Source organism: Kocuria sp. CCUG 69068 (genome assembly GCF_020833785.1).
GTDB lineage: Bacteria > Actinomycetota > Actinomycetes > Actinomycetales > Micrococcaceae > Kocuria > Kocuria rosea.
In genome coordinates this window covers 1-23,346 of record NZ_PDDL01000008.1, presented here as the reverse complement: position 1 = coordinate 23,346, position 23,346 = coordinate 1, and the positions used below count along the sequence as shown (strand labels likewise).

General features: G+C 69.6%; 18 protein-coding genes. 1 reads left to right on the top strand and 17 read right to left on the bottom strand.

The window, feature by feature from the left end:
• Window positions 1-102: 102 nt before the first annotated feature.
• The 7 genes from nhaA to CRM73_RS02805 form a co-directional block, all read right to left on the bottom strand.
• On the bottom strand, window positions 103-1,395 hold the full coding sequence (gene nhaA, locus CRM73_RS02835) for a Na+/H+ antiporter NhaA (RefSeq protein WP_229586768.1): 1,293 nt from the start codon (window positions 1,393-1,395) through the stop codon (window positions 103-105).
• A 123-nt stretch (window positions 1,396-1,518) separates the two neighbouring features.
• Window positions 1,519-2,016 (bottom strand): DUF2505 domain-containing protein, encoded by a 498-nt coding sequence (locus CRM73_RS02830; RefSeq protein WP_229586767.1) that lies wholly within the window; start codon window positions 2,014-2,016, stop codon window positions 1,519-1,521.
• Between the two features lie 89 nt (window positions 2,017-2,105).
• On the bottom strand, window positions 2,106-3,614 hold the full coding sequence (locus CRM73_RS02825; protein WP_229586766.1) for a hypothetical protein: 1,509 nt from the start codon (window positions 3,612-3,614) through the stop codon (window positions 2,106-2,108).
• Window positions 3,615-3,806: 192 nt separating this feature from the next.
• Window positions 3,807-5,435 (bottom strand): glycosyltransferase family 39 protein, encoded by a 1,629-nt coding sequence (locus tag CRM73_RS02820; protein WP_229586765.1) that lies wholly within the window; start codon window positions 5,433-5,435, stop codon window positions 3,807-3,809.
• Window positions 5,432-6,727, bottom strand: coding sequence for a glycosyltransferase (locus CRM73_RS02815; protein ID WP_229586764.1), 1,296 nt, complete (start codon window positions 6,725-6,727; stop codon window positions 5,432-5,434). Before CRM73_RS02815 ends, CRM73_RS02820 begins: the two co-directional genes overlap by 4 nt.
• A 710-nt stretch (window positions 6,728-7,437) precedes the next feature.
• Window positions 7,438-9,198 (bottom strand): glycoside hydrolase family 5 protein, encoded by a 1,761-nt coding sequence (locus tag CRM73_RS02810; RefSeq protein ID WP_229586763.1) that lies wholly within the window; start codon window positions 9,196-9,198, stop codon window positions 7,438-7,440.
• A gap of 105 nt (window positions 9,199-9,303) precedes the next feature.
• Window positions 9,304-9,801 (bottom strand): DUF2505 domain-containing protein, encoded by a 498-nt coding sequence (locus CRM73_RS02805; RefSeq protein WP_229586762.1) that lies wholly within the window; start codon window positions 9,799-9,801, stop codon window positions 9,304-9,306.
• 157 nt (window positions 9,802-9,958) lie between these two features.
• Here CRM73_RS02805 and mfd point away from each other — a divergent pair, with 157 nt between their 5' ends.
• Window positions 9,959-13,687 (top strand): transcription-repair coupling factor, encoded by a 3,729-nt coding sequence (gene mfd / locus CRM73_RS02800; RefSeq protein ID WP_229586761.1) that lies wholly within the window; start codon window positions 9,959-9,961, stop codon window positions 13,685-13,687.
• 122 nt (window positions 13,688-13,809) lie between these two features.
• On the opposite strand, the gene CRM73_RS02795 is transcribed toward mfd, so the two are convergent.
• From CRM73_RS02795 to cobA, 10 genes are all read right to left on the bottom strand, one after another.
• The gene (locus CRM73_RS02795) at window positions 13,810-14,253 is read right to left on the bottom strand and encodes a hypothetical protein (RefSeq protein WP_115162485.1); all 444 of its coding nucleotides are present in this window, start codon (window positions 14,251-14,253) and stop codon (window positions 13,810-13,812) included.
• 177 nt (window positions 14,254-14,430) lie between these two features.
• Window positions 14,431-14,871, bottom strand: coding sequence for a hypothetical protein (locus tag CRM73_RS02790; protein ID WP_229586760.1), 441 nt, complete (start codon window positions 14,869-14,871; stop codon window positions 14,431-14,433).
• A gap of 116 nt (window positions 14,872-14,987) precedes the next feature.
• Complete coding sequence (deoC, locus tag CRM73_RS02785; protein WP_229586759.1) at window positions 14,988-15,641, bottom strand: deoxyribose-phosphate aldolase; 654 nt, start codon at window positions 15,639-15,641, stop codon at window positions 14,988-14,990.
• 70 nt (window positions 15,642-15,711) lie between these two features.
• On the bottom strand, window positions 15,712-17,493 hold the full coding sequence (locus tag CRM73_RS02780) for a polysaccharide deacetylase family protein (RefSeq protein ID WP_229586758.1): 1,782 nt from the start codon (window positions 17,491-17,493) through the stop codon (window positions 15,712-15,714).
• A gap of 76 nt (window positions 17,494-17,569) precedes the next feature.
• Window positions 17,570-18,766, bottom strand: coding sequence for a non-hydrolyzing UDP-N-acetylglucosamine 2-epimerase (gene wecB / locus CRM73_RS02775; RefSeq protein WP_217987556.1), 1,197 nt, complete (start codon window positions 18,764-18,766; stop codon window positions 17,570-17,572).
• Window positions 18,767-18,811: 45 nt separating this feature from the next.
• Entirely contained in the window at window positions 18,812-19,462 is a 651-nt protein-coding gene (locus CRM73_RS02770; RefSeq protein ID WP_141246830.1) for a family 16 glycoside hydrolase, read from the bottom strand.
• On the bottom strand, window positions 19,459-20,799 hold the full coding sequence (locus CRM73_RS02765) for a glycosyltransferase family 2 protein (protein ID WP_229586756.1): 1,341 nt from the start codon (window positions 20,797-20,799) through the stop codon (window positions 19,459-19,461). Before CRM73_RS02765 ends, CRM73_RS02770 begins: the two co-directional genes overlap by 4 nt.
• A gap of 10 nt (window positions 20,800-20,809) precedes the next feature.
• Window positions 20,810-21,106, bottom strand: coding sequence for a hypothetical protein (locus CRM73_RS02760; RefSeq protein WP_095651450.1), 297 nt, complete (start codon window positions 21,104-21,106; stop codon window positions 20,810-20,812).
• 647 nt (window positions 21,107-21,753) lie between these two features.
• Window positions 21,754-22,605, bottom strand: a complete 852-nt coding sequence (locus CRM73_RS02755; protein ID WP_229586755.1) for a uroporphyrinogen-III synthase — start codon at window positions 22,603-22,605, stop codon at window positions 21,754-21,756.
• On the bottom strand, window positions 22,595-23,346 hold a 752-nt coding region (gene cobA / locus CRM73_RS02750), incomplete at its 5' end, for a uroporphyrinogen-III C-methyltransferase (RefSeq protein ID WP_229586754.1). The genes CRM73_RS02755 and cobA, both read right to left, overlap by 11 nt.

Below are 23,346 nucleotides of genomic sequence, written 5' to 3'. Positions count from 1 at the left end.
CCGGTCCGGTGCCTCCGGTGACAGTGTCTGCGGCGGCGCCCGAGGCGTCAATGGACGAAAGTCTCGAGATCGGCTGCCGCAGTGCAGGGACGGGTGGCCGGGCTACGCGGCGTCGAGCTTGTCGACGGCCACACCCTCCAGGCGCAGCTTCTTGTAGTGGGTGTTGCGCACGGCCAGCAGCGTGCCGCCGAGCGCCGCGGCGATCGCCGAGCCGGTCAGGATGCCGACCTTGGCGTGCTCGTCGTGCGGGCTGCCCAGGCCGAAGCTGAGCTCCGCCACCAGGAGGGAGACGGTGAAGCCGATGCCGGCGACCATGGCGAGGCCGCCGAGGTCCAGCCAGGTGTAGTCGTCGTCCTTCGCGGCCGGGGTGAAGCGGTCCATCAGCCAGGCCGCGCTGAAGATGCCGATCAGCTTGCCGAGCACCAGGCCGGCGACGATGCCGATCGCCACGGGGTCGGACAGGGACGCCAGCACACCGTCCAGCCCGCCCACGGCCACGCCGGCGGCGAAGAACGCGAACACGGGAATGGCCAGGCCGTTGGACAGCGGCCGGAAGCGGTGCTCCAGGGCCGGGGCCAGGCCCAGCTCGGGGTCCTCCTGCCGGATCACCCGCGGGGTGAGCTTCTTCACCGGCACCGCGAAGCCCAGCAGCACCCCGGCGATGGTGGCGTGGATGCCGGCCTCGAGCACGAACAGCCAGGTGACGATGCCGATGGGCAGCAGGACGACCCAGGCTGCCCAGTGGTGCTCCATGAAGAACTCGGGGAACTTCTGGGCCAGGAACGCGAACAGACCCAGCGGGACGAGCGCCAGGAGCAGGTACAGCACGCTGAGGTCGTCGGTGTAGACGAACGCGATGATGACGATCGCGATGAGGTCGTCCACCACCGCGAGCGTCAGCAGGAAGGTGCGCATGGCCACGGGCAGCGACGACCCCACCACGGCGAGCACCGAGACGGCGAAGGCGATGTCGGTGGCCGTGGGGATCGCCCAGCCGTCGATGGTGCTGGGGTCCCCGTTGTCGACCGTGTTGACCACCACGTAGATCAGCGCCGGCGCGATCACGCCGCCGAAGGCCGCGACGACGGGCAGCATCGCCTTGCGGATGTTGCGCAGCTCGCCGTCCACGAACTCGGTCTTGAGCTCCAGGCCCACCAGGAAGAAGAAGATCGCCAGCAGGCCCTCCGAGGCCCACTCGCCCACGGTGTGGTCCAGGCCGGGGAAGTCGATGCCGATGTGCGTGTCCCGCAGACCGAAGTAGCCCTCCCCCAGCGGCGAGTTGGCGATCACGAGCGCCGAGAGCATCGCGACCAGGAGCAGGACACCGCCCACGAGATCCTTGCGCAGGAAGTTGCCCAGCCCCGGCCCGTGCTCGTCCGTCCCGCCTGCGCTCACCGTGGACTCCTGCTCGTCGTCGGAGGAAAAACAGGGGCCAGTCTACGGCTGGGCCGGGATCGCGCTTCCGGGCCGCCCGCCGCCGTGGCTCAGCGAGGCCGGTGGCTCAGCGAGGTCGACGGCTCAGCGGCTGGCGAGCCAGTCCTCCGCCTCCCGGGACTGCAGGGACAGGGCCTTGCTGACGTAGGGCTCGGCGGCGGAGGCGACCTGCTTGCCGACGAACGGGATGTTCGCCTCCACGGTGCAGTCCACGTGCACCTCGGTCTGCTCGCCCTGCGGGCGCAGGCTCTGGTGGGCGCTGCCCGAGACCGGCAGGGACGCGACCTTGATGTCGCTGCGCACCACGCGGGAGCCGTCCGCGGCCGGGGCCTCGTAGGCGTCCGTCTGGGTCACGTGCACGGCGGGCCCGACGAACCGCTGGGCGACGTCCGGCAACCGGTCCGCGGGCATGGCGCGGACCGTGGTGACGGTGAACGCCCCGGTGGTCTCGCCCGAGCGCTCGAAGGACTCCAGGGTGGCGCCGGCCTTGCCGGCCACGTGGCGGACGAAGGCCTCGTCGGCGAAGGTCGCGACGACCTGCTCGACGGTGGCGGGGACGGTGGTGGAGGCGGTGACGGCCATGGGGCTCCTCGGTAGGGGCGGATGCGTGCTCCCATGGTAGGCGGGCCCCGGGGCCGGGGTGGAGGCCGAGCACCTCGTACCGGCTCCCCTCATCCGTCGATCAGGACCGTCGTGACCGTCATTGCGGGGGACGGAAACGCGATCCGCCCGTTCCGGTAGGAGCCGGAGCCGACCCGGACGGGATCCTGCCACTGGGCTCCTGCGCTGTCGGAGGGGTCCATGCCGCGCACGGTCTGCCACACCTCGTAGCTTCCCGAGGCAGGGACGCCGCGGACGGCGAGCACGACGTCGTGGGCCCGGCTCGGCGACTTGTTGACGAGGACGACGTTCTTCTGCCCGGTGGAGGCGAACAGCTCCACCTCCGGCAGGGCAGTGGTGCACGCGGCCATGGACCCGGTGGGCCGGCGGAACAGGTCGCCGCCGGTCCACATCTTGAGGCCGTAGTAGGCAGGGGTCGGCAGCCGGTGGCCGGCGGGCGCGCCGTTGTTCGCGCCGCCGGGGGTGATCAGCCCAAGCGGCCCGTTGTTGTCGGAGTACTGGTAGGCCCGGCCGCCCCGCTCCACGAGGCGGCCGATGGTGCAGGCCCCGGCCACGGTGTTCCGGGAGGTGTGGAACTGGCCGGCTCCGTGGTGGGGCTCCTCGTAGCGCCACATCCAGTTGTACTCACCCAGCTGCACCCCCACCCGTCCGGCCGTGTGGGACCGGGACGCGACGGCCTGCTGGAGCCCCGTGACCGCGTCCGAGTAGCGGGGCAGGTCCGCGCCCTCGTACAGGTGGAAGTCGACGACGTCCACGTCGTGGCCGCAGGCGTCGAGGAAGGCGCCGTAGAGATCCTGGTTCCAGGAGGCGTAGCTGACCAGCGAGGGACCGGCGATCTCCAGCGTCCGGCTCGTGGCGGCGCGCATCGCGCCCACGATGGTGCTGAACCCGGAGCCGCCCTTGCCGCCGTGGATGTAGGCGGGCATGCCGAACGCCGCGTCCCCGCCGTTGTCCGGCTCGTTGCCGATGATCCAGTGGTCGACGGGGCCGCCGTGCCGCCCGCCGTCGTCGTTGAAGTAGCGGACGAGCGCGGCGGCGTCGTCGGCGAGGATGTCGTTGTCCCCCGTGGCGCCGCCGACGACCACCACGGGGGTGCCGCCGATGGACCTGATCGCCGAGACGTAGTCGCCGGCGTCACCGTAGGAGCGCGCGCCCCCGGCGGACGATCCGGGGCTGCCGCCGTGCCAGGCGAGCGGGATGCGCCAGGCCAGCGGGCCCAGCCCGCCCAGCGTGGCGCGCCAGGCGGCGGAGTCGGCGGCGGAGCCCTTGACGATGTTGACGTTCTCGCCGTCCCCGGAGTAGGTGGAGATGCACGAGCCGAAGGAGACCCCGCTCAGCTCGGTGCCGTCGCGGGCAGCCGCGAAGTCCACCGTGGCACCTGCGCCGTCCGTCGCGCAGCCGGCCAGCAGCGCCCCGACGCCCAGATGGGCGGCGGTCGTCAGGACACCACGACGAGTCATGATCGGCTCGGGCAGGCCCGCGGCCGGAGAGGCCCGGCGGGCGGGCTCGACCGGTCCCTGGCCGGTGGGCCGTGGTGTCGGCTGGTGCTCGGCAGGCACGGAGCGCTCCCATCGGTTGCGGCTGGACAGTGCGAAGAGGATCGGAACGCAGGGGGACGGAGGCCGCGGGAAGGGCGGTGAGGGAACCGGACGGTGGACCACGTGCGCACGGTACCGGTGCCCGAGGACGAGGGCGCCGGCCAGTCCACCCGCCCGGGTGGCGGGACCGCTGGTTCCTGCCCGCTCCGGGGCCTAACCGGTGCGCACGCGGTGCACGCTCCACTCGCCGAAGGTCTGCACCGGCACGGAGTTCTCCAGGGCCTCGCCGGCCATGGTGAGGTCGTGGATCTCGATGTTCGTGTCCGTGTCCGGGCCCTGGACGACCCAGTCGATGGCCGTCCAGCCCTCCGGGTGCTCGAGCAGGAACTGGGGGTCGAGGTCGGCCTTCTCGGTCGCCACCACGGTCCAGGGGCTCCTCGTGCCGTCCGGGTTCAGGTCCTTCCACAGGGAGTAGGGCACCAGGACGGTCTCGTCGTGCGGGACGTTCTCCTCGACCCACTCCAGGGCGGACGCCCAGTCGCCGTTGACCTGCTGGGTGAGCAGGGCTCTGCTCTGGGTCCACCACTGCGGAACGGCGGTCTGGAACAGCACGAAGGCGGTGCACGCCACGGCCAGGAGCTTGAACCCCGTGCGCCGGCCCGCCGGGAGCGGTGCGGTGAGCTTCCCCAGCGCGTCCATCAGCGCGTTGAGCGCGGCACCGACGGCCAGGGCCAGGAAGGGCAGGACGCCGATGATGTACATGCCCGGCAGATAACCGCTGCCCATCACCACCGGCACGGAGAAGCTGGCGATCGCGACCGGGATCCACACCGTCCTGCGCCGGGACAGGCAGATCAGCGCGGCGACGAGACCGGCCACGATGAGGTGCTGGTCGTAGTACAGCCAGCCCTCCAGCAGCCCGGCGCGGCTGGAGCCGGCCTCCCAGACGGCACCGGAACCGGAGCGGTCCAGGAACTGGTACGCCAGGCCGTCCTGCAGGGACAGGTGGTCCTCTCCGGACACCAGCTCGGCACGCAGCAGGGCCAGGAGCGGATAGAAGCCGAGCACCAGTCCGCCCACGGTCAGGAACCCCACGAGGGAGAACGTCCGGTTGGACCAGGAGGGCCGGTTGAGCAGGGCGACCATCAGGGCGGGGCCGAAGATCGCCAGCGTCTCCTTGGACAGGACGGCGACGGCGAAGAACGCGCCCGCGCCGACGTGGTGCCACAGGGCGTCCCGGCGGGACAGGGCCAGGTAGAAGGCCAGCAGCAGCCAGGGGAGCCCGATGTTGTCGAGGTACACCTGCCGGCCGATGGTCAGCGTGAGCGGCGAGAGGACGACGAGGACGACGGTCAGCGCGGCGATGGGCCGGCGGATCCGCAGCCGCCGGGCGATCAGGTACACCAGCAGCGCGGTGGCCACGAAGAACGGAGCCATGGCGTAGCGGGCGGCACCGATGAAGGTGTCGCCGCCGAGGCCCAGCAGGTCCGGGATCCAGACCAGCGCACCGAGCAGGACCCAGCCCAGCGGCGGGTGGTCGTACCCGTAGGCGTACGGGGCCAGCTCACCCCCCAGCACGCTGAAGGCCTGGGCGGTGTAGGTGCCCTCGTCGTCCTGGTAGACGGTCGCGCCGTTCACGTTCCACACGCTCAGCACGGCCGCGAGGACGCCCAGCGCGGCCAGGATCACCCGGTCGTACCAGGCTTCGGGAATGCTGCCCAGGAAACCGGGGCGCTCCGGCCCGGCCTGCGAGGAGCCCGTGCCCGGGGACTCCGTGGTCGAGGACTCGATGGTCGAGGTGCTGGACTTCGGTGCACGCGGAGGTGCGGTGATCGTGTTCATGCTGCCACCAGCTTTCCGGCCAGTTGTACGTCGGTCAGGTGTGCGCCCGAGTGGGCGGTCTTCTCCCAGCGGAAGTCACCACGGTGGAACTTCACCAGCGCGCGCACGGCCGCGAAGGCGAGCACCATCTGGTAGAACGGCGTGCCCACCACGAGCCGCACGTAGTCGTAGGCGCTGATCCTGACCCGGTGGTCACGGCCGAACTCGCGCAGCATGCAGACGTCGAAGGCGATGGTGGCGACGGTGGGGATCAGCGGGAGGAAGGCGATCAGCGTGACGGCGACGGGGAACCCGCCCCACAGGGCGGCGATGATCGCGAGGGGGATGACCACCCCGGCGAAGGCCATGAAGTGCTGCTGCATGAGCGTCCACCACGCCATCGCACGGCGGCGGCGGGTGGGGAGCTGCTTCCAGTCGCCCTTGGCCAGGACCTGCATGAACCCCAGGGACCAGCGGGTGCGCTGCTTCACGAGGCCCTTGATGCTGTCCGGGGTCTCCTCCCGGGTGACCAGGTCCGGGGAGTAGGCCACCACGATCTCCCGCCCCAGGGTGGACAACCGCACCCCCAGGTCGCAGTCCTCGGCCAGGCACCCGGCGTCCCAGCCGTCGACCTGCACCAGCAGTTCACGCTTGACGAAGACCGTGTTGCCGCCCAGGGGAATGAAACCCCGGCTGGCGTGGGCGTGCAGGCGGGAGCGGAACCAGGTGAAGTACTCCAGGCAGTTGCGCAGCGAGTACCAGGTGTCCTTGAAGTTCATCAGCTGCACGGCGCCCTGGACCACGTCGGCGTCGCGGGCCACGAAGCAGCTGTCGATGTTGCGCAGCAGGTCCGGGGCGGCGATGGACTCGGCGTCGAAGACCCCCACGATGTCGTTGCGGCACATGGCCAGGGCCGTGTTGAGCTGCCGCGGCTTGTTCTTGGGCGTGTTGTGGTCCACGCTCACCCGGACGCTGTCCGGGTGCTCCGCGGCGAGACGCTGGGCGATGGCCACGGTCTCCGGGTCGTCGTGGCCCACCGAGATGATCACCTCGAGCTCCCGGTGGGACTGCCGGAGCAGTGCTCCGAGGGTGGCCCGCATGACCTGTTCCTGCTCCTGGCGGCAGGGCATGATCAGCGAGAACGAGTACGTCTCCACGGGCTGCAGCCCGCCGTAGAGCGTCCTCCGCTGGGTGTGCGGATCCCACCAGGCGTAGGTGTTCAGGTAGAGCGTGGACGCCGCGATGGCGAACAGCGCCACGGCGACGAAGATGACGAGCACGGAAAACAGGCCTGTGAACAGGACAGCATCCATCGGTTCCCCCCCAAGGGTTGCTGAATGACGTACTTGCGTGATGGGCCGACCGGGCGGTCACCGGGTGACCCTCGAGGTCGGCAGCACTGTGGATGCTGATGCGGCAGGCCCGATGGCTCGGGTGTGACCACGAATGCACGATGGCCCCGTTGCCGCTGCAGCTTTCCCCCGAAAGCTGGTTGATATGCAGAAGATAACCCAGCACGTCACGATGTTTCGACGCCGTCGGGACGGTGGGCGACCTCACAACGGGTGCCGGGAGGATGAGTGCAGGAGCATCGAAATCACCATCGCTCCTAGTCACAGCGGTATATGCAAACACAACGGGGCTTTCCGGTGTCCGGTGGACCCGGTTGTCCCCCTATCTGCGTCCTTGTCCGAGTCGCGGCGCCGTGAGATAGGTGCCGCTCCTCGAGGGTGGTCCTGAGCGGACATGCGGGTGTCACACGCCGTTCACCCGAGGATTTCCCGACGCCGGCTCATCAACCTCGAAAGATTGATTCCGGGCGGCCGGTCTCCGCCGCGGACGCGCGAGGGCCGTGGTGCGACGGAAGTTCGCTCAGCGGCTCCGGCGTGGCGTTCCGTGGTCTTTGCCGTTGTGAAGATCTGTGAAGTTCGTGCGCGGTGGTCCCGACCCGTCGGCGCCGCCGCGACCACGATGTGCTGCGCCCCGGAGACGTCGTCGCCGACCGGGAGCGGAGCCCAGGGGCTCAGCCGCCGTCCTCGTGCAGGTCACGTCGCAGGACCTCCTGCAGGGCGTCGTTGGGCCGGCTCTCCGCACCGTCCAGATCCAGGTAGATGCCCATCACCGAGTCGTGGTACTCCCAGTAGCCGAAACTGAGGTCGTGCTCCCGCAGCAGGGCCAGCACATCGGCCACCCACCGGTCGCCGCCCTTGCCCTCCATCTCGAAGGCGTGCCGGACCGCCCCGAACTCCAGCACGGACATCGGGACCTCGTGCTCGGCGCCGAACGCGAGGTGCTGCGACATGGCGTGGTCGAGGTACTCCTTGTCGCGCGGCAGGAAACCGTCGCCCGCGGCGCCGGCCTGCGCACCGTAGAGCTCCAGCCGGAGACCGATCCGGGGCTCCTCGCCCGCGGCGCCGGTCACCTCGTCGCCGCGCATGTATCCCCGGATGCGGTACCGGTTGCCGGGGACCACGGCGAAGATGTTCTCGCTGCTGCTCCATCCGGCACCGGAGGTCACCGTTCCGCTGATGGACAGGCTTCCGTCGTCCAGGTGTCCCGAGGTCTCCCGCGTGTGCTCCACGTCCGCGTCCCCACCGTCCCGGCCCGTCCAGGGATACCACCTGCCCGTGCTGCCCTCGTCCAGCGGGTCGTGGAGCACCTCGCGGAGCTCGTTCCCGCCGGGCCCGTACTCCGTCACCCTGATGCTGTCGAAGTGGGCGGTCCCCTCCATGCCGCCTCCCACCACGATCTGCGGCGAGGCCGCTGTGGCGTCGGGCGCGTCGACCGTGACCATGCCGCTGTCGTACTCCTGCCAGCCCGACGTGCCGACCGGCAGGAACGGCGTGCCGATGCGGGTCCCGTCCAGCAGCCGCGGTGCGGTGGTCGAGACGAGGCGATCCGGATCCGGGTAGCGGCCGCCGTCCCGGGCGGTCGGCACCCACGGGGCGAACTGGTGGGTGTACCGGTAGGGATCGTAGAAGTGGAAGTCGTACATGGCGTTGTCGTCGTCCACGAGGACGTGCCGCTCCACGCCGTCCGGATCGAAGCCGCCGTCCACGCCGTAGACGGCGCCGATCACCAGCAGGTGGTTCCCGTCCACCGATCGGATCGCGTCCACGATCTCCTGGGCCAGGCTCCGCCACTGCTCGCCGCTCGAATCCGTCGTCACCGGTTCGTTCAGCAGGTCGTACGCCGCGACGGCCGGCTCGTCCCGGTAGCGGGCCGCGATGTCGGCCCACAGGTCGACGTTCTGCTGTCGCAGCTCGTCGTCCGTCCACATCCGGAAGTCGGCCGAGCCGGCGTCGGACCCCAGCCAGTAGCCGCCGATGGGGATGTGCAGGTCGAGGATCAGCCGGACGTCGTGCTCCCCGGCCCACGCCACGTTCCGGTCCAGCCAGGCCCAGAACGCCTCCCGGTCCTGGAGGTACCACTCACCCTTGAAGGCGAAGCGGATGCTGTTGAACCCCAGGTCCCGAACCCGCTCGTAGTCGCGCTCGGAGTGGTGCCCGGACGTGAGGAGTTCGTCCGCCGCGATGTCCGTGTCGTACCCGTTGGTGAAGTTGACGGCCTCGAGCCGTGTGCGGTTCCCGTCGACCGTCAGACCGCGGCCGTCGGCCTGCACGAACTCGGACAGCTCGTCGTTCCACGGTGCCGGAGTGCTGCTGCCGGAACCCGCGGAGCATCCGGACGCCGCCAGGGCCACGACCGCGAGCTGAGCCCACAGGCGTGCGCCCCACGGCGTCGTCGTGCGGACGCGGAGCGGCCTCGAAGGGGGGACGGGCACCTGCTCCTCCTGCTCGGACTGTCGAAGGTTGCGGCTCGAGAGGCGATCTGCCGTGCCGGGCCCGTGCCGGCGAGCGGCGGCGTGCCACCCCTCGAGGCGGTCGGCTCAGCGGTCCGCGAGCCAGGCCTCGGCCTCCTGGGCCTGCAGGGACAGGGCCTTGCCGACGTAGGGCTCCGCGGCGGCGGCCACCTGCTTGCCGACGAACGGGATGTTCGCCTCCACCGTGCAGTCGACGTGCACCTCGGTGGACCCGCCCTGCGGGCGCAGGGTCTGGTCCGCGCTGCCGGACACCGGCAGCGCGGCCATCGTGATGTCGCTGCGCACGGTGCGGGACCCGTCCGCGGCCGGGGCCTCGTAGGCGTCCGTCTGGGTGATGCGGACGGAGGAGCCGACGAACCTCCTGGCGACGTCCGGGAGCCGGTCGGCGCTCAGCGTCCGCACCGCGGTCACGGTGAACGCCCCGGTGGTCGCTCCCGAGACCTCGAAGGACTCCAGGGTGCCGCCCGCTTTCTCGGCCACGTGGCGGACGAAGGCCTCGTCGGAGAAGGTGGCGACGACCTGGTCGACGGGGGCGGGGACGGTGGTGGAGGCGGTGACGGCCATGCGGGCTCCTCGGTAGGGCGGGTGCGTGGTCCCATGGTAGGCGGGCGGCGGTGCCCCGGCCCCCGGGTCCTGTCCGATCCCGGGAGTAAGCTGGATCCCGCGATCGTTCGCCGCCACGGCCCCGCTCTTTCCTCAGCGTCCCAGGAGACTGCTCCCCATGACCTTGTCCGGACTGCTCGCCGCCCTCGGGGCGGAGCGCTCCTTCGCCAATCTGCGCACCCAGGCCGCCCTGCCGCCGGGGGAGCGCAGCGCCGAGACCGTGATCAGCGCCCCGGACGGGATGCGCGCGGTGCTCACGGCCCAGTTGCGCGGGGCCCTCGACGACGCCCCGGCCGGTCCCGGAGCGGCCGACGGCCGGGCACCCGTGGTGCTCGCCGTGACGGCGACCGGCCGCGAGTCCGAGGATCTCGCCGCGGGCCTGTCCGCCTACCTGCCGGCTGGTGAGGTCGCGGAGTTCCCCGCCTGGGAGACGCTGCCGCACGAGCGGCTCTCGCCGCGCTCGGACACCGTGGGCCGGCGCCTGGACGTGCTGCGCCGGCTGGCCGGCAAGGACCCCGAGCGCCCGTTGCGGGTGCTGACCGCCCCGGTCCGCTCCGTGCTCCAGCCCGTCGTCGAGGGCCTGGGGGACATGGCCCCGGTGCGCTTCGCCCGCGGCGAGGAACTCGACTTCGACGCCGCCGTGGCCTCGCTCGCCGAGGCCGCCTACGCCCGGGTGGACATGGTGACCCGGCGCGGGGAGTTCGCCGTGCGCGGCGGGATCATCGACGTCTTCTCGCCGGTCGAGGACCACCCGGTGCGCATCGAGTTCTTCGGCGACGAGGTCGACGAGCTGCGCTGGTTCGCCGTGGCCGACCAGCGCACCCTGACCACCGGGGACCACCCGGAGCGGCTCGTGGCCCCGCCGTGCCGCGAGGTGCTCATCACCCCGTCCGTGATGTCCCGGGCCGCGAAGCTCAAGAACTCCCTGCCCGGCGCGGAGTCCATGCTCGAGCGGATCGCCGGCGGCATCTACGTGGAGGGCATGGAGTCCCTCGCGCCGCTGCTGGTGGACGGCCTGGTGCCCGTGCTCTCCCTGCTCCCGCCCGGCTCGCTCGTGGTGGTCATGGAGCCGGAGAAGGTCCGCACCCGTGCCCACGACCTCGTGGCCACCAACGAGGAGTTCCTCCTCGCCGCGTGGGACTCCGCCTCGGACGGGCAGTCCGCGCCCATCGACATCACCTCCGCCGAGCACGTCGTCCGGAACGACGACGGCGAGGGCCGCACCCTGGCCTCCGGGTCCTTCCAGACCCTCGCCGAGGCCCGGGCCACCGCGCTGGGGACCGGTCTCGGCTGGTGGGCCGTCACCGCGCTCAACGTCAACGCGGTGGCCGGTCAGGACGTGGACGCGGACACCGCGGCGGAGGACATCGCCCTCATCGACTCGGACGCGGACACCCTCACCGTGGCCGCCCGGGACCCGCTGGGCTTCCACGGGGACGTCGAGGCGATGCTCGAGTTCCTGCAGGGGCGGGTGGCGGACGGCTGGCGCGTCGTCGCCGTCACGGAAGGACCCGGCCCGCTGACCCGGATCGCGGAGCTGCTGCACGAGGCCGGGATCCCCGCCGCCCGCCGCGAGACCCTCGCCGAGCAGCCGCAGCCCGGGATCGTGGAGCTCACCACCGCCGTGGCCGGCAAGGGCTTCGCCCTGGACGGGCCGCGGATCGTGCTGCTCACCGAGGCGGACCTGCTGGGCAAGGCCAGCCCCTACACCACCAAGGACATGCGCAAGCTCCCGGTGCGGCGCAAGCGCAACGCCGTGGACCCCCTGGCGCTGAGCCAGGGCGACTTCGTGGTGCACGAGCAGCACGGCATCGGCCAGTTCGTGGAGCTCATCCAGCGGCCCATCGCCGGGGCGATGATCAAGCCCGGCCAGCCCAAGCCCGTGCGCGAGTACCTGGTGCTCGAGTACGCGCCGTCCAAGCGCAACGGCCCGCGGGACCGCCTGTTCGTGCCCACCGATCAGCTGGACCAGGTCACCAACTACGTGGGCGGCGAGACCCCCACCCTGTCCAAGATGGGCGGGACGGACTGGAACAAGACCAAGCGCGCCGCCAAGAAGGCCGTCCGGGACATCGCCAACGAGCTGATCCGCCTGTACTCGGCGCGGATGGCCTCCCGCGGGCACGCCTTCGCGGAGGACACCCCGTGGCAGCGCGAGCTCGAGGAGGCGTTCCCCTACATCGAGACGCCGGACCAGCTGACCACCATCGACGAGGTCAAGGCGGACATGGAGCGGGAAGTCCCCATGGACCGGCTGATCTCCGGAGACGTGGGCTACGGCAAGACCGAGGTGGCGGTGCGCGCGGCGTTCAAGGCCGTGCAGGACGGCAAGCAGGTGGCCGTGCTCGTGCCCACCACGCTGCTGGCCCAGCAGCACGCCGAGACGTTCACCGAGCGCTTCTCCGGCTTCCCGGTGCGCCTGGCCGCGCTCTCCCGGTTCCAGACCGCCAAGGAGACCAAGGAGACGCTCGCCGGGCTGAAGGACGGGTCCGTCGACGTGGTGATCGGCACCCACCGGCTGCTGTCCAAGGAGGTCCAGTTCAAGGACCTCGGCCTCGTGGTCATCGACGAGGAGCAGCGCTTCGGCGTGGAGCACAAGGAGAAGCTCAAGGCGATGCGGACCAACGTGGACGTCCTGGCGATGTCCGCGACCCCCATCCCGCGCACCCTCGAGATGTCGCTGACCGGCATCCGCGAGACCTCCACCCTGGCCACCCCGCCGGAGGAGCGCCACCCCGTGCTCACCTACGTGGGCGCCTACACCGACAAGCAGGTCTCCGCGGCCGTGCGGCGCGAGCTCATGCGCGAGGGCCAGGTGTTCTACATCCACAACCGGGTCTCCTCGATCGAGCGCAAGGCCAAGGAGCTCGCCGAGCTCGTGCCCGAGGCGCGGATCGCCGTGGCGCACGGGCAGATGTCCGAGTCCCGGCTCGAGCAGATCATCGTGGACTTCTGGGAGAAGAAGTTCGACGTCCTGGTGTGCACCACCATCGTGGAGACCGGCCTGGACATCGCCAACGCCAACACCCTGATCGTCGACGGCGCGGACCGCTACGGCCTCTCGCAGCTCCACCAGCTGCGCGGGCGTGTGGGCCGCGGCCGGGAGCGGGCCTACGCCTACTTCCTGTACCAGGCCGAGAAGCCGCTCTCCGAGACGGCGCTGGAGCGGCTCAAGGCCGTCGCCGCCCACAACGAGCTCGGCGCCGGCATGCAGCTGGCCGTGAAGGACCTCGAGATCCGCGGCGCCGGCAACCTGCTGGGCGGGGAGCAGTCCGGGCACATCGCCGGGGTGGGCTTCGACATGTACCTGCGCCTGGTCGGCGAGGCCGTCGCCGAGTACCGCGGCGAGGAGGACGAGCGGCCCACCGAGATGAAGATCGAGCTGCCGGTCAACGCCTACCTGCCGCACGACTACGTCCCGGGGGAGCGGCTGCGCCTGGAGGCCTACCGCAACCTCGCCAACGCCGCCACGGAGGAGGCGATCCAGGAGGTCGCCGACGAGCTCGTGGACCGCTACGGCGAGGTGCCCGAACCCGTGCAGAACCTGCTCGAGGTCGCCCGCTTCCGGGTGACCGCCCGCGCCGCCGGCCTCACCGACGTCGCGGCGCAGGGCAACATGGTCCGCTTCGCCCCGGCCGACCTCCCCGAGTCCCGGCAGATGCGGCTCACCCGCCTCTACCCGGGCGCGCAGGTCAAGGCGGTGCCCGGCACCGACACCTTCCAGGTGCTGATCCCCAAGCCCAAGACCGAGCGGATCGGCGGCAAGGACCTCGTGGACGGCGCGGTGCTCGCCTGGGCCCGCGGCGTGGTCGAGGCCGTCTTCGCGAAGGAGCCGGCCACGGCCTGATCCGTCAGCGCGGCGGCCGCCGTCCGGTCCACCGGGCACGGAAAAGGTCCCCGCCCGCGGTGGGAGGGGACCTTTGCTGTGCGAGCGGTCGTCGGGTCGTCGTCGTCGGACCCGGCGCGGCCCTACTCGACGTTCTTGCCGTACTTGTCGCCGTGGTGGACGGCCGCGGTCCTGGCGTCGCGCTCGCGGGCGTCGCGGGGTCCGTCGTCGAACGCGGCAGCGGTGCGGCCCCGCCCCATCTCGGGTACCTCGGTCGAGGAGGGGACGTCCATGAGGACCGTGCGGCCGCCGAAGGCCTTCTTGGCGGTGCTGTTCTGCAGGATGCCCACCGGGATGAGCAGGGCCAGGGCGTAGAGACCCAGGCCGAGGATCCAGATCAGCGGACTGTTCGGGTAGCTGGCGAAGGCGATGAAGCTGCCGATCATGATGGCCATGCACAGGACGAGGAACACGAAGTTGTTGACCGTGCGTCCCTGGCCGGAGTGCGAGCGCACGGTGGCGCCGCCGCTGCGGCCGGTCGACGCGTCCGCCGAGGCGCTGGTGGAGGACTGGGCTCTGTTGGCCATGGATCTAACCCTTCTGGCGGTGGGAGGCGGCCGGTCACGAGCGGCCGCGAAGCATTCCCGGCCAGTCTAGTCGCACCGACCGACGCCCGGATGCTCCGCGCGACCGCCTCGTCCGCAACGCCGACGGCCCCCTGCCGCGGGTGCGGGAGGGGGCCGTCGGTCGTTGTGCGGGACGGGCTACTGGGTCGCCTTGCCCAGGGTGTCGTTCTGGTGCTCGGCGCGGACCTCGGCGTCCCGGGTGCCGATGTTGCGGGGCGGGTCCGGGAAGGCCGCCGCGGTGGTCGGCTCGCCGGCGACCTCCGTGCTCGGCGGGACGTGCATGAGGATGGTGCGCCCGCCCTCGGCCTTCTTCGCGGTGCTGTTCTGCAGGAGGCTCACGGGGATCAGCAGCGCCAGGGCGTAGAGGCCCAGGCCGACGAACCAGATCAGCGGGCTGTTCGGGTAGCTGGCGAAGGCGATGAAGCTGCCGATCATGATGGCCATGCACAGGACGAGGAAGATCAGGTTGTTGACCGTGCGTCCCTGGCCCGAGTGGGAGCGGACGGTGGCGCCGCCGCTGCGGCCGCTGGGCGTCGCGTCCGCCGCGGTGCTGGTGGACGACTGGGCTCGGTTGGCCATGGATCCAATCCTTCTGACGGTGGGAGCGGCCGGCCACGGCGGCCGCGGGGCGTTCGGGGCCAGTCTAGTCGCTCGGGCACGGCCCGCGGCGGTGCCCGGCGGAGGGCGCGGCGGACTCAGCCGAGGAGGGCGGGACCGCTGCTGGCGCCGATCCGGGAGGCGCCGGCCTCGATCATCGCCAGGGCGTCCTCGCGGGTGCGGATCCCACCGGAGGCCTTGACGCCGATGTCCGGGCCCACGGTGGCCCGCATCAGCCGGACGTCCGCCACGGTGGCCCCGGCGGTCGAGAAGCCCGTGGAGGTCTTCACGTAGTCCGCGCCGGCGGTTACGGCGGCCTCGCAGGCGAGGACCTTCTGCTCGTCGGTCAGCAGGCACGTCTCGATGATCACCTTGAGCCGGGCCCCGCCCTGGTGGGCGGCCTCGGCGACGGCGCGCACATCGGCCTCGACCCGCTCGCGCTCGCCGGCGCGGGCGGCGGCGATGTCGATGACCATGTCGATCTCGTCGGCCCCGGCGGCCACGGCCGTGGCGGTCTCGAACGCCTTGACCTCCGTGGCGGACGCGCCCAGCGGGAAGCCGATCACGGCGCAGGTCAGCACGTCGCTGCCCGCGAGCTGCTCCCGCACGAACGGCGTCCACAGCGGGTTGGTGCACACCGAGGCGAAGCCGTACTGCCTGGCCTCCGCGCACAGGGTGGCGATCTGCTCGCGGGACGCCTCCGGCTTGAGCAGCGTGTGGTCGACGTAGGAGGCGAGCTGGGGGGTGGTCACGGGCGGCCTTTCGACAGGGCGGGCGGGTCGCGCCCAGCCTACCGGCGATCCAACGACGCCTTGAGCTGGCTCACTTGAGTTCGGACACCTGCACGAACTCGAATCCGAGGTCCTTGAGGCCCTGCACCGTCTTCTTCAAGTACTCCAGATCGAGATAGGGGTGGAAGAAGAAGCTGGCCGTTGACTCGCGCACCACCAGGTTCGCTTCGGCACGGGAGACGAGGAACTTCGGATCACGGACGGCGTGGTTGTTCTGCTCGGTCTCGGTGATGTTCCCCAAGTTCTCGGGGTAGACCTTGGCCCCGTAGATGTCATGGACGGTGTAGGGGAAATGCTGGCTGTAGGCCTTCCCGGGCTCGCTGGGCTTCTGCGACAGTATGCCCGCGAAGTAGTCCGACTGCTCGTAGCGGGCATCGTAGACCTCGGATATGGCGGCGTATGCGTTGACTGAGGCGGCGTAGTGCGGAGTTTCGAAGATCACCGGTTCACCCAGACCAGCATCCTTCATGACCTGACGACCCTGCTCAATCCGGGCGACATGCTGCTCCACGCTGTCCTCGGCCACGGGTCCGATCTGGCGGATGTAGGAGTCGTTCTTGCACTTGCCGAATTCATACGGTTCTTGTGCCGTCGTGCTGCAGCCGTATCGATAGAACTCGTAGTCCTCGCCGGTGCGCCCGCTGTAAGGGTTGTCGGCCGCCCCGAACTGATGGGTCGTTCCGTGCTGAATCAACGTCCCTCCCCGTTCCTGCATGTATTTGAGGGCGTCCACCACCTCAGGACGATCCAGCAGGCTCAGCCCGTACCAGTCGTCTCCATCCGGCGTTCGTGCGACGTGGATCGGCATCACTGCAACCTGGAAAGGCACGCCGGCCCCGTGCAGATAATCGGCCACGGCACGGAGGTCCTGCGGGTCCGCCTCCGGGCCGACATCCTCGAGCCGCACTGCGGCCTGCTTCACTTCAGGCGTCTCCGGGGCCAGAAGGTCGTAGAACAAGTCGGAGTAGATGAGGTAGACATCGTTCACGTCGATGTAGTCCAGAGGAATCTCCGCGACATAGGTGAGGTTTCCGGAGCGAATCGCCCACGGGGCTTCACTGGACGGCACACGCTGCTCCGGACTGCACTGCGTCGCTCCGTCGTCGTTCCGGCACTGGGAGGTCGCGAGAACCTCCACGGCCTCGTCAGCCTCGATGACCGGCGCCGCGAGTTCCGCAACACCCTCGGCTGTGCGGGACACCTCACGGTCCTTGTACACGACTGTCCTCACCAGACCGCTGTCCACCGTGAGGGACTTGTGCGGGTCCCAACCGTACTGATCGACGAACGCGGCCGAACTGCCGGCCTCCCACCCTGCGAGGTCGTCGATGTTCTGGTCGACCCACATCACCGGTATCCCGCCTTCACGGACATCGTCGAGGAAACCTCGAGGAGGGGAGGCCGCGAAGTCGGTCCCGATGTAGATGACGGCGTCGAATGACTCCATCGTGTTCGCCGCATAGTCAGCCACCGGCTGGATCTCTGCTTCACCGAAGTGCGTCGCCAGATTGGCCGTTGCCACGGCATACATTTCAGCGTCGTCGGACGTCTCACCGGTGTTGTCGTAGAGGACCAAGGTGGACATCTTTCCGGTCTGCCCGAATCGACGATCGAATACCGCTTCCCCAGCACGAGCATCTGGGCCCTCTTTCGCCTCGGCTGCATACTGCTGCGCCAGAGGAGAGCCTTCCCCCTCAACCAGGGTGTCGTCGGTGAGACCGAAGACAGTTCCGACGGACACGGCCAGCAGGGCGGCCAGACCGACGAACCACTCGACTCGCCCGCGTCTCGTCAGCTGGAAGGGCTTGCTCATGAAATCTCCTCAGCGAGGCTCCCCGGGACCCCAGTGGAACGGCCCGGGGAGCTCGGCGTGCAGTATCTGATATGGATCAGCTGGTGGTTGACGCAGCGAACTGGGGTTCGTAGGTGAACTCCTCTACGAGATCGTCGAACCCAAAGTGTCGAGCCAGGGCGCGCACGGTGCGCTCCGCAGCGCGTCCGTCACCGTAGGGATTGAGAGCCCTGGCCATGCGGCTGTACTCGTCCTGATCCGTGATGAGTGTCGAGACCTCTCGCACGATCACCTCTTCGTCGGTGCCCACGAGCTTGACGGCCCCGGCAACAACGGCTTCCGGACGCTCAGTGGTCTCCCTCATGACGAGAACCGGCTTGCCGAGGGACGGGCCCTCCTCCTGGACGCCTCCGCTGTCGGTGAGGATGATGGACGCCCGTTCGAGCAGGGCGCAGAACTGTGCGTAGGGAAGAGGCTCCGTCATCAGGACGTTCTTCACATCTTGAACGGCTGGCCGGATTGCATCGCGAACCAGAGGATTACGGTGCGCGGGGAAGACGAAGTCGTGATCGGGATGCCGTCGAGCCAGTGCTGCTATCGCTCTGCCGACAGCCTCGAGAGGCTTACCCCACGACTCGCGCCGATGCGCGGTCACGAGGACCATGGGTCGTCCCTCTGCGAGGCGCTCCGCCAGAGCCGGGTCCTCAATCCGGGGCAGTGAAGCCACGGTGATGAGCAGAGCATCGATGACAGAGTTGCCGGTGACCACGATGGTCGACGCATCGATGTTCTCCTTCAGGAGGTTCTCCCGGCTCGCCGCCGTCGGAGCCAGGTGCAGGCTGGCGATCTGCCCGGTCAGCCGGCGGTTGATCTCTTCGGGAAACGGAGAGTACTTGTTGCCCGTCCGCAGTCCTGCCTCCGTGTGAACCACGGGGATCTCCGCGTAGAAGGCGGCCAAGGCGCCTACGAAGGTGGTAGAAGTGTCTCCTTGTACGAGAACGGCATCGGGGCGGTCCTTTTTCAGAACCTCTGTGAGGCCTTCCAGCGTGCGATTGCTGATCTGCGTCAGGCTCTGCCCAGGCGCATGGATGTCGAGGTCGCTGTCGGGGACGATGCCGAAGCTCTGGTTCACCTGGTCGAGCATCTCCCTGTGCTGTCCCGTGACGACTACGCGCACTTCGAAGCGCGGATCGTCGCGGAGCGCGAGGACGAGAGGGGCCATCTTGATGCCCTCTGGACGAGTGCCATAGATCGCCATGATGGTGATGGGCTTGCTGGGGGACGTACTGGACATGGTTGCTCCTGATCCATCAATGGGTCCGCGCTGATGCAGCGGATATCACGCGTTCGTGCTGTCGTTGACTTCCAGGTCCTGGAATCGGACGCGGGCGTCCTCGGTGTACAGGCCGATGGCGCCGCCGCGGTACGGCCGCTCGTCATCGACGATGGTGGTCAGTTCTCGGCCGTCGACGCGCACGGTCATGCGCGGCCAGTCCTGCTCGACCTCGACCCGGTACGCCTGACCGACAGGGAAGGTCCGGTCGTCACCGGTTGCGAGGAATCGCTGACTCCCGGGATAGGCCGGGTCCTGTTTCGAGATCTCCCACCCGTTGGGCTTGAGCGCGACGGCATAGAAGTGGTCGTTGTCCTTGAAGTTCCAGAGGACCCAGCCCACTTCCCACACATTCGGGTCGCCCTGCCGGAGTTGTTCCTCCGTCTTCATCGTGATGGCGAAATCAGCGTCCTCATAGGCCCGCGTGGTGTGCACCAACGATCCATGGGTGATGTCAGGTGATGCAGCGGCGTTCGGTTCCAGGACCACCTGCTTGTCCGAGCCCACAACACGTCCGTAGCCGGTGTAGAGAGCGGCCCACTGGCCATGGGTCTCGCCGTCGGACCACGGTTGTATACGCCACATGTTGTTGACCCCCGCCACGGCGACCAGAGCAAGTATCCCGAGTGCTAGAACGATTCGTACGGGTTTCCTCATGCGCGCACCTCGGTGGTGAGCTCCTTCGCCGACGAGTCGACCTGGGCTTTGTTCTCGACGATACGTTCAGTCTTCGACCAACCGTTGTGCCCACGCGCCGCTCTGTAGGCCGCCTTCCATCCTGCGAGATACCACAGCGTCGCGTAGAGCACGTACGCGTGCATCAGGAGCACGGCAGTCGGCGCTCGCAGGCCGTGGTGCCGTTCTTGGGACCAGTACACGAGACCGAACAGGAGGGCCGGCCCGAATGCGACGAGATAGGCCGAGATCCACCACCGTGAGACGACGGCGTCGCCCACCACGATCCCGAGGATGACGTCGAATGCCCACAGGGCGAAGGCCACACTGAGGAATGACGTGATCAGCAGGAGAAACGGACTGGTCAGGTGGTACACCAGGTCGGCCCGCCGTGTGCCGGTGAGGTCGCGGAGCACCCAGGGGACCAGGCCCCAGGACTGCAGGTGTCCCTGGAACCAGCGCGTCCGCTGCTTCACCCATCGTTTGATGTCCACGAGTCCTTGCTGGTGCACCGACGACGTCGAACAGAACTCCGTCTCCCATCCATCGATGAGGAGCCGCACACCCAGGTCGAGGTCTTCCGTGAGGCTGCGCGACCACGGTGACTCTCCCAGCCCGTTGAGGGCGGAGAGTCGGACGAATTGACCGTTGCCACCGAGTCCGACGCTCTTGAGATGACGTCGCCCACGCTGGAAGACGTGTGTGTAGAGCACGAACTCCAGATCCTGCATACGAGCCAACAGGCTTTGGTGCCGGTTGTTGATACGGACGCCGATCTGGGCCGCACCGAGCCGGTCGTCCAAGAAGAGCGGCATCACGTCACGAAGAGCATGGGAATCTAGTCGCCCGTCTGCGTCCATGACGCAGACGACCACGTCCGAGTGCGGTGTGCCGGCGATCAGATCGCTGGTCCGCAGATGTTGGATCGCGGCGTTCAAGGCCTCCCCCTTGCCTTGGCGTGCCTCGGGCAAGGTTCGCTGGAAGAGGTGTACCCGCGGGTCAGGATGTGATTGGACGATGGCGGCTGTGTCGTCGTCGGAGCCGTCGTCGATCACCAGAATGTGCACACGCGGATGCTCGAGACTCGCGAGACGGTCGAGGCTGGCCCCGAGAACGCGATCCTCGTTCAGGCACGGAACGACGAACACGACGGTCTTGTCGTCCCGCATGTTCGACACCTGACGTCGGCGTGCCCGCGCGTGCCGGGGTTCAAAACGGGAAAGTACGAGAAGCGTCATGCCGTACAGCACGCTGAGTGAGACCAACAGGACGGCGAGAGCCAGGATCAAGTCGATCCGCTCTCCGAAGAGCATGATCATGTCGGAAAGCTCAGGCGCTCATGGCGCGCTCATCGGGGCCCGGAACCAGTCGGTTTCCCCAGCCGTCATCGAGAGGCAGCGGAAGGGACGTCACAGTAGCCCTGGGCTCGGTGGTGAGGGGACGACGCAACGCATTCACCTTGGTGATGGCGCCGGAAATCGTCACCGCACTCAGCATGAACAGCAGATAGGCCAGGAACAGCGCCATGGCGATCATGAGTAAGACACGACTTCCGCTCTGCAGAAACGACTGTGCCGATTCCGCGACGGAAATAGTACTCATAGGCATGACAAAAAAGATCGGCATGAGAAACTCCCCTGAGAAAGGCTGACCCGTCCCCCCGACGCGCCGGTCGATCTCCTTCCCCAAGGCGACCGACCAGAATTAGCCTTTCAGAATCCCGATACCTCCGCAAAGCCGTTGTGGGCGTGAAGCCCACCTCGGGGAGTTACAATCGCAAACACTATTTGGCCAAACGTTGAAAACGCTTCTATTTGCCTGGCCACGATCGGTGGTCGGTCTCTATTTGTGGACCGCTTGGGGGACAGGCCCCGGGGGTACCGAGGCGAAGCCAGATTATTGACATCTGAAGGTTCGTCGACAGATGACGGCTTGTTGCACTCCGTAAAGGCGCCGGGGAGGGCGGCATGGGTGGTGCGTCGACCATCGGTGGCCGGGTGGGTGTACTGCTGGATGCCCGTGGAGGCCGGTGACGTTCGGGCCGTGACCATTCCGACACAATTACATCAGGAAAGTGTTCGCTAATCCGGTGTGATCTGCTACATTCGGTGCACGGCGAACAAAATGTCCGCCTGACCTGCGGCCTTGGCGGTTGCCGAGCGGTCGCAGGGGTGCGTCGGGATACCCCCGGTTCCCCTGACCCCCGTCCTGGCGCGCCCCCGCAATCGTCCCGCGCTCGCCCAGGGGCGGGGTGCGCCCGCGGTCGGTGGCGCCTACCGCCCGTCGCCGTCGGGCTGTCCGCCGGACAGGGCGTCGGTGAGCTGCTTGAGCATCGCGCCCATCCGGAACCGCTCCGGCACGAGCGGCTCGATCCCGAGCTCCAGCAGCGGCGCGGCCGTCACGGGTCCCACGGTCGCGGCGAGCATCCCGCCGCGGAACGCCGCCAGCAGCTCCTCGTGCAGCCCCAGCTCCTCGGCCGTGCTGAACAGCGCGTCCACGGCCGGGGCGGCGGTGAACGTCACGGCGTCCACCCGCCCGGCCGCGGCCTCGCGCACGAGCACCGGCACCTGCCCGGCGTCGTCGGCGGAGGCCCACCGGTAGGGGGTCACGGTGAGCACGCGGGCCCCGGCGTCGGTGAGCCGTCGGCGCTGGACCACGTCGGCGATCCCGTGCAGCTGCAGGCCGATGGTGCGTCCGGTGAGGTCCCCGCCGTGCTCGGCCAGGACGAGGTCCACGAGCCCGGCGGTGGTCTCGTCCGCGGACATCCCGGCGTCCTCCAGGCCCAGGCCGCGCACCGCGCCCCGGCCCTTGGGCCCGCGCACGTAGACGGCGGCCTCGCGCAGGCACAGCAGCAGGTCCGCGTCGAAGCCCTGGGCCACGGCGGCGTCGTGCCAGCGGCGCAGGCCGTAGCCGGTGGTCAGCAGCACGAGGTCCGGGCGGGCCTCGAACATCGCCCGGGAGGCGGCCGCGAGCCCGGCGTCCTCGCCGACCGGCTCCACGCGCAGGGCGGGGGCGTGCAGCACGCGGGCGCCGCGGCGCTCGAGGGCGGCGATCTGGTCCTCGGAGCGGCGGTGCGCGGTCACGCCGACCACCCGGCCGGCCAGGGGCAGGTCCTCAGCAGCCATGGGCGGTGACCTCCGCGAGGAACGCGTCCCGCTCGGCGGTCGCCAGGCGGACCACGGGACCGACGACGACGACGGCGGGCGAGCCGCAGCCCGCCGCCGCGGTGTCCGCGACCGCGGTGGCGAGCGTGGTGATCGTGGAGCGCTGCCGGTCGGTGAACCCACGCTCGACCACGGCCAGCGGGGTCCTGGGATCGGCGCCGTTGCGGACGAGGCCGGCCACGAGGTGGGGGAGGGTGGCCACGCCCATGAGCACCACGAGGGTGCCCCCGCCGGCGCCGAGGCCGGCGAAGTGGGCGAGCTCCGCCTCGGAGAACGGCACGTGCCCGGAGGCGACCGTGAACATCCGGGAGACCTTGCGGAAGGTCACGGGGATCCCGGCCGCGCCCGGCACCGAGACCGCGCTGGTGATCCCCGGGACCACGTCCACGGGGATGCCGTGGGCGGCGCACGCGGCGAGCTCCTCGGCGCCGCGGCCGAACACGTAGGGGTCCCCGCCCTTGAGCCGCACCACCGAGCGGCCGGCCAGGGCGTGCTCCACCATGAGGTCCTGGATCTGCGACTGCGGGACCGGGTGGTGGCCGGGGGTCTTGCCGACCGGGACGATCTCGGCGCCGGGGGCCGCGGCGGCCACCGCGCCCGCGGGGGCGAGCCGGTCGACGAACACCACGTCGGCGTCCTGCAGGGCCGCCACGGCGCGCACGGTGAGCAGGTCGTCCGCGCCGGGGCCGCCGCCGACCAGGG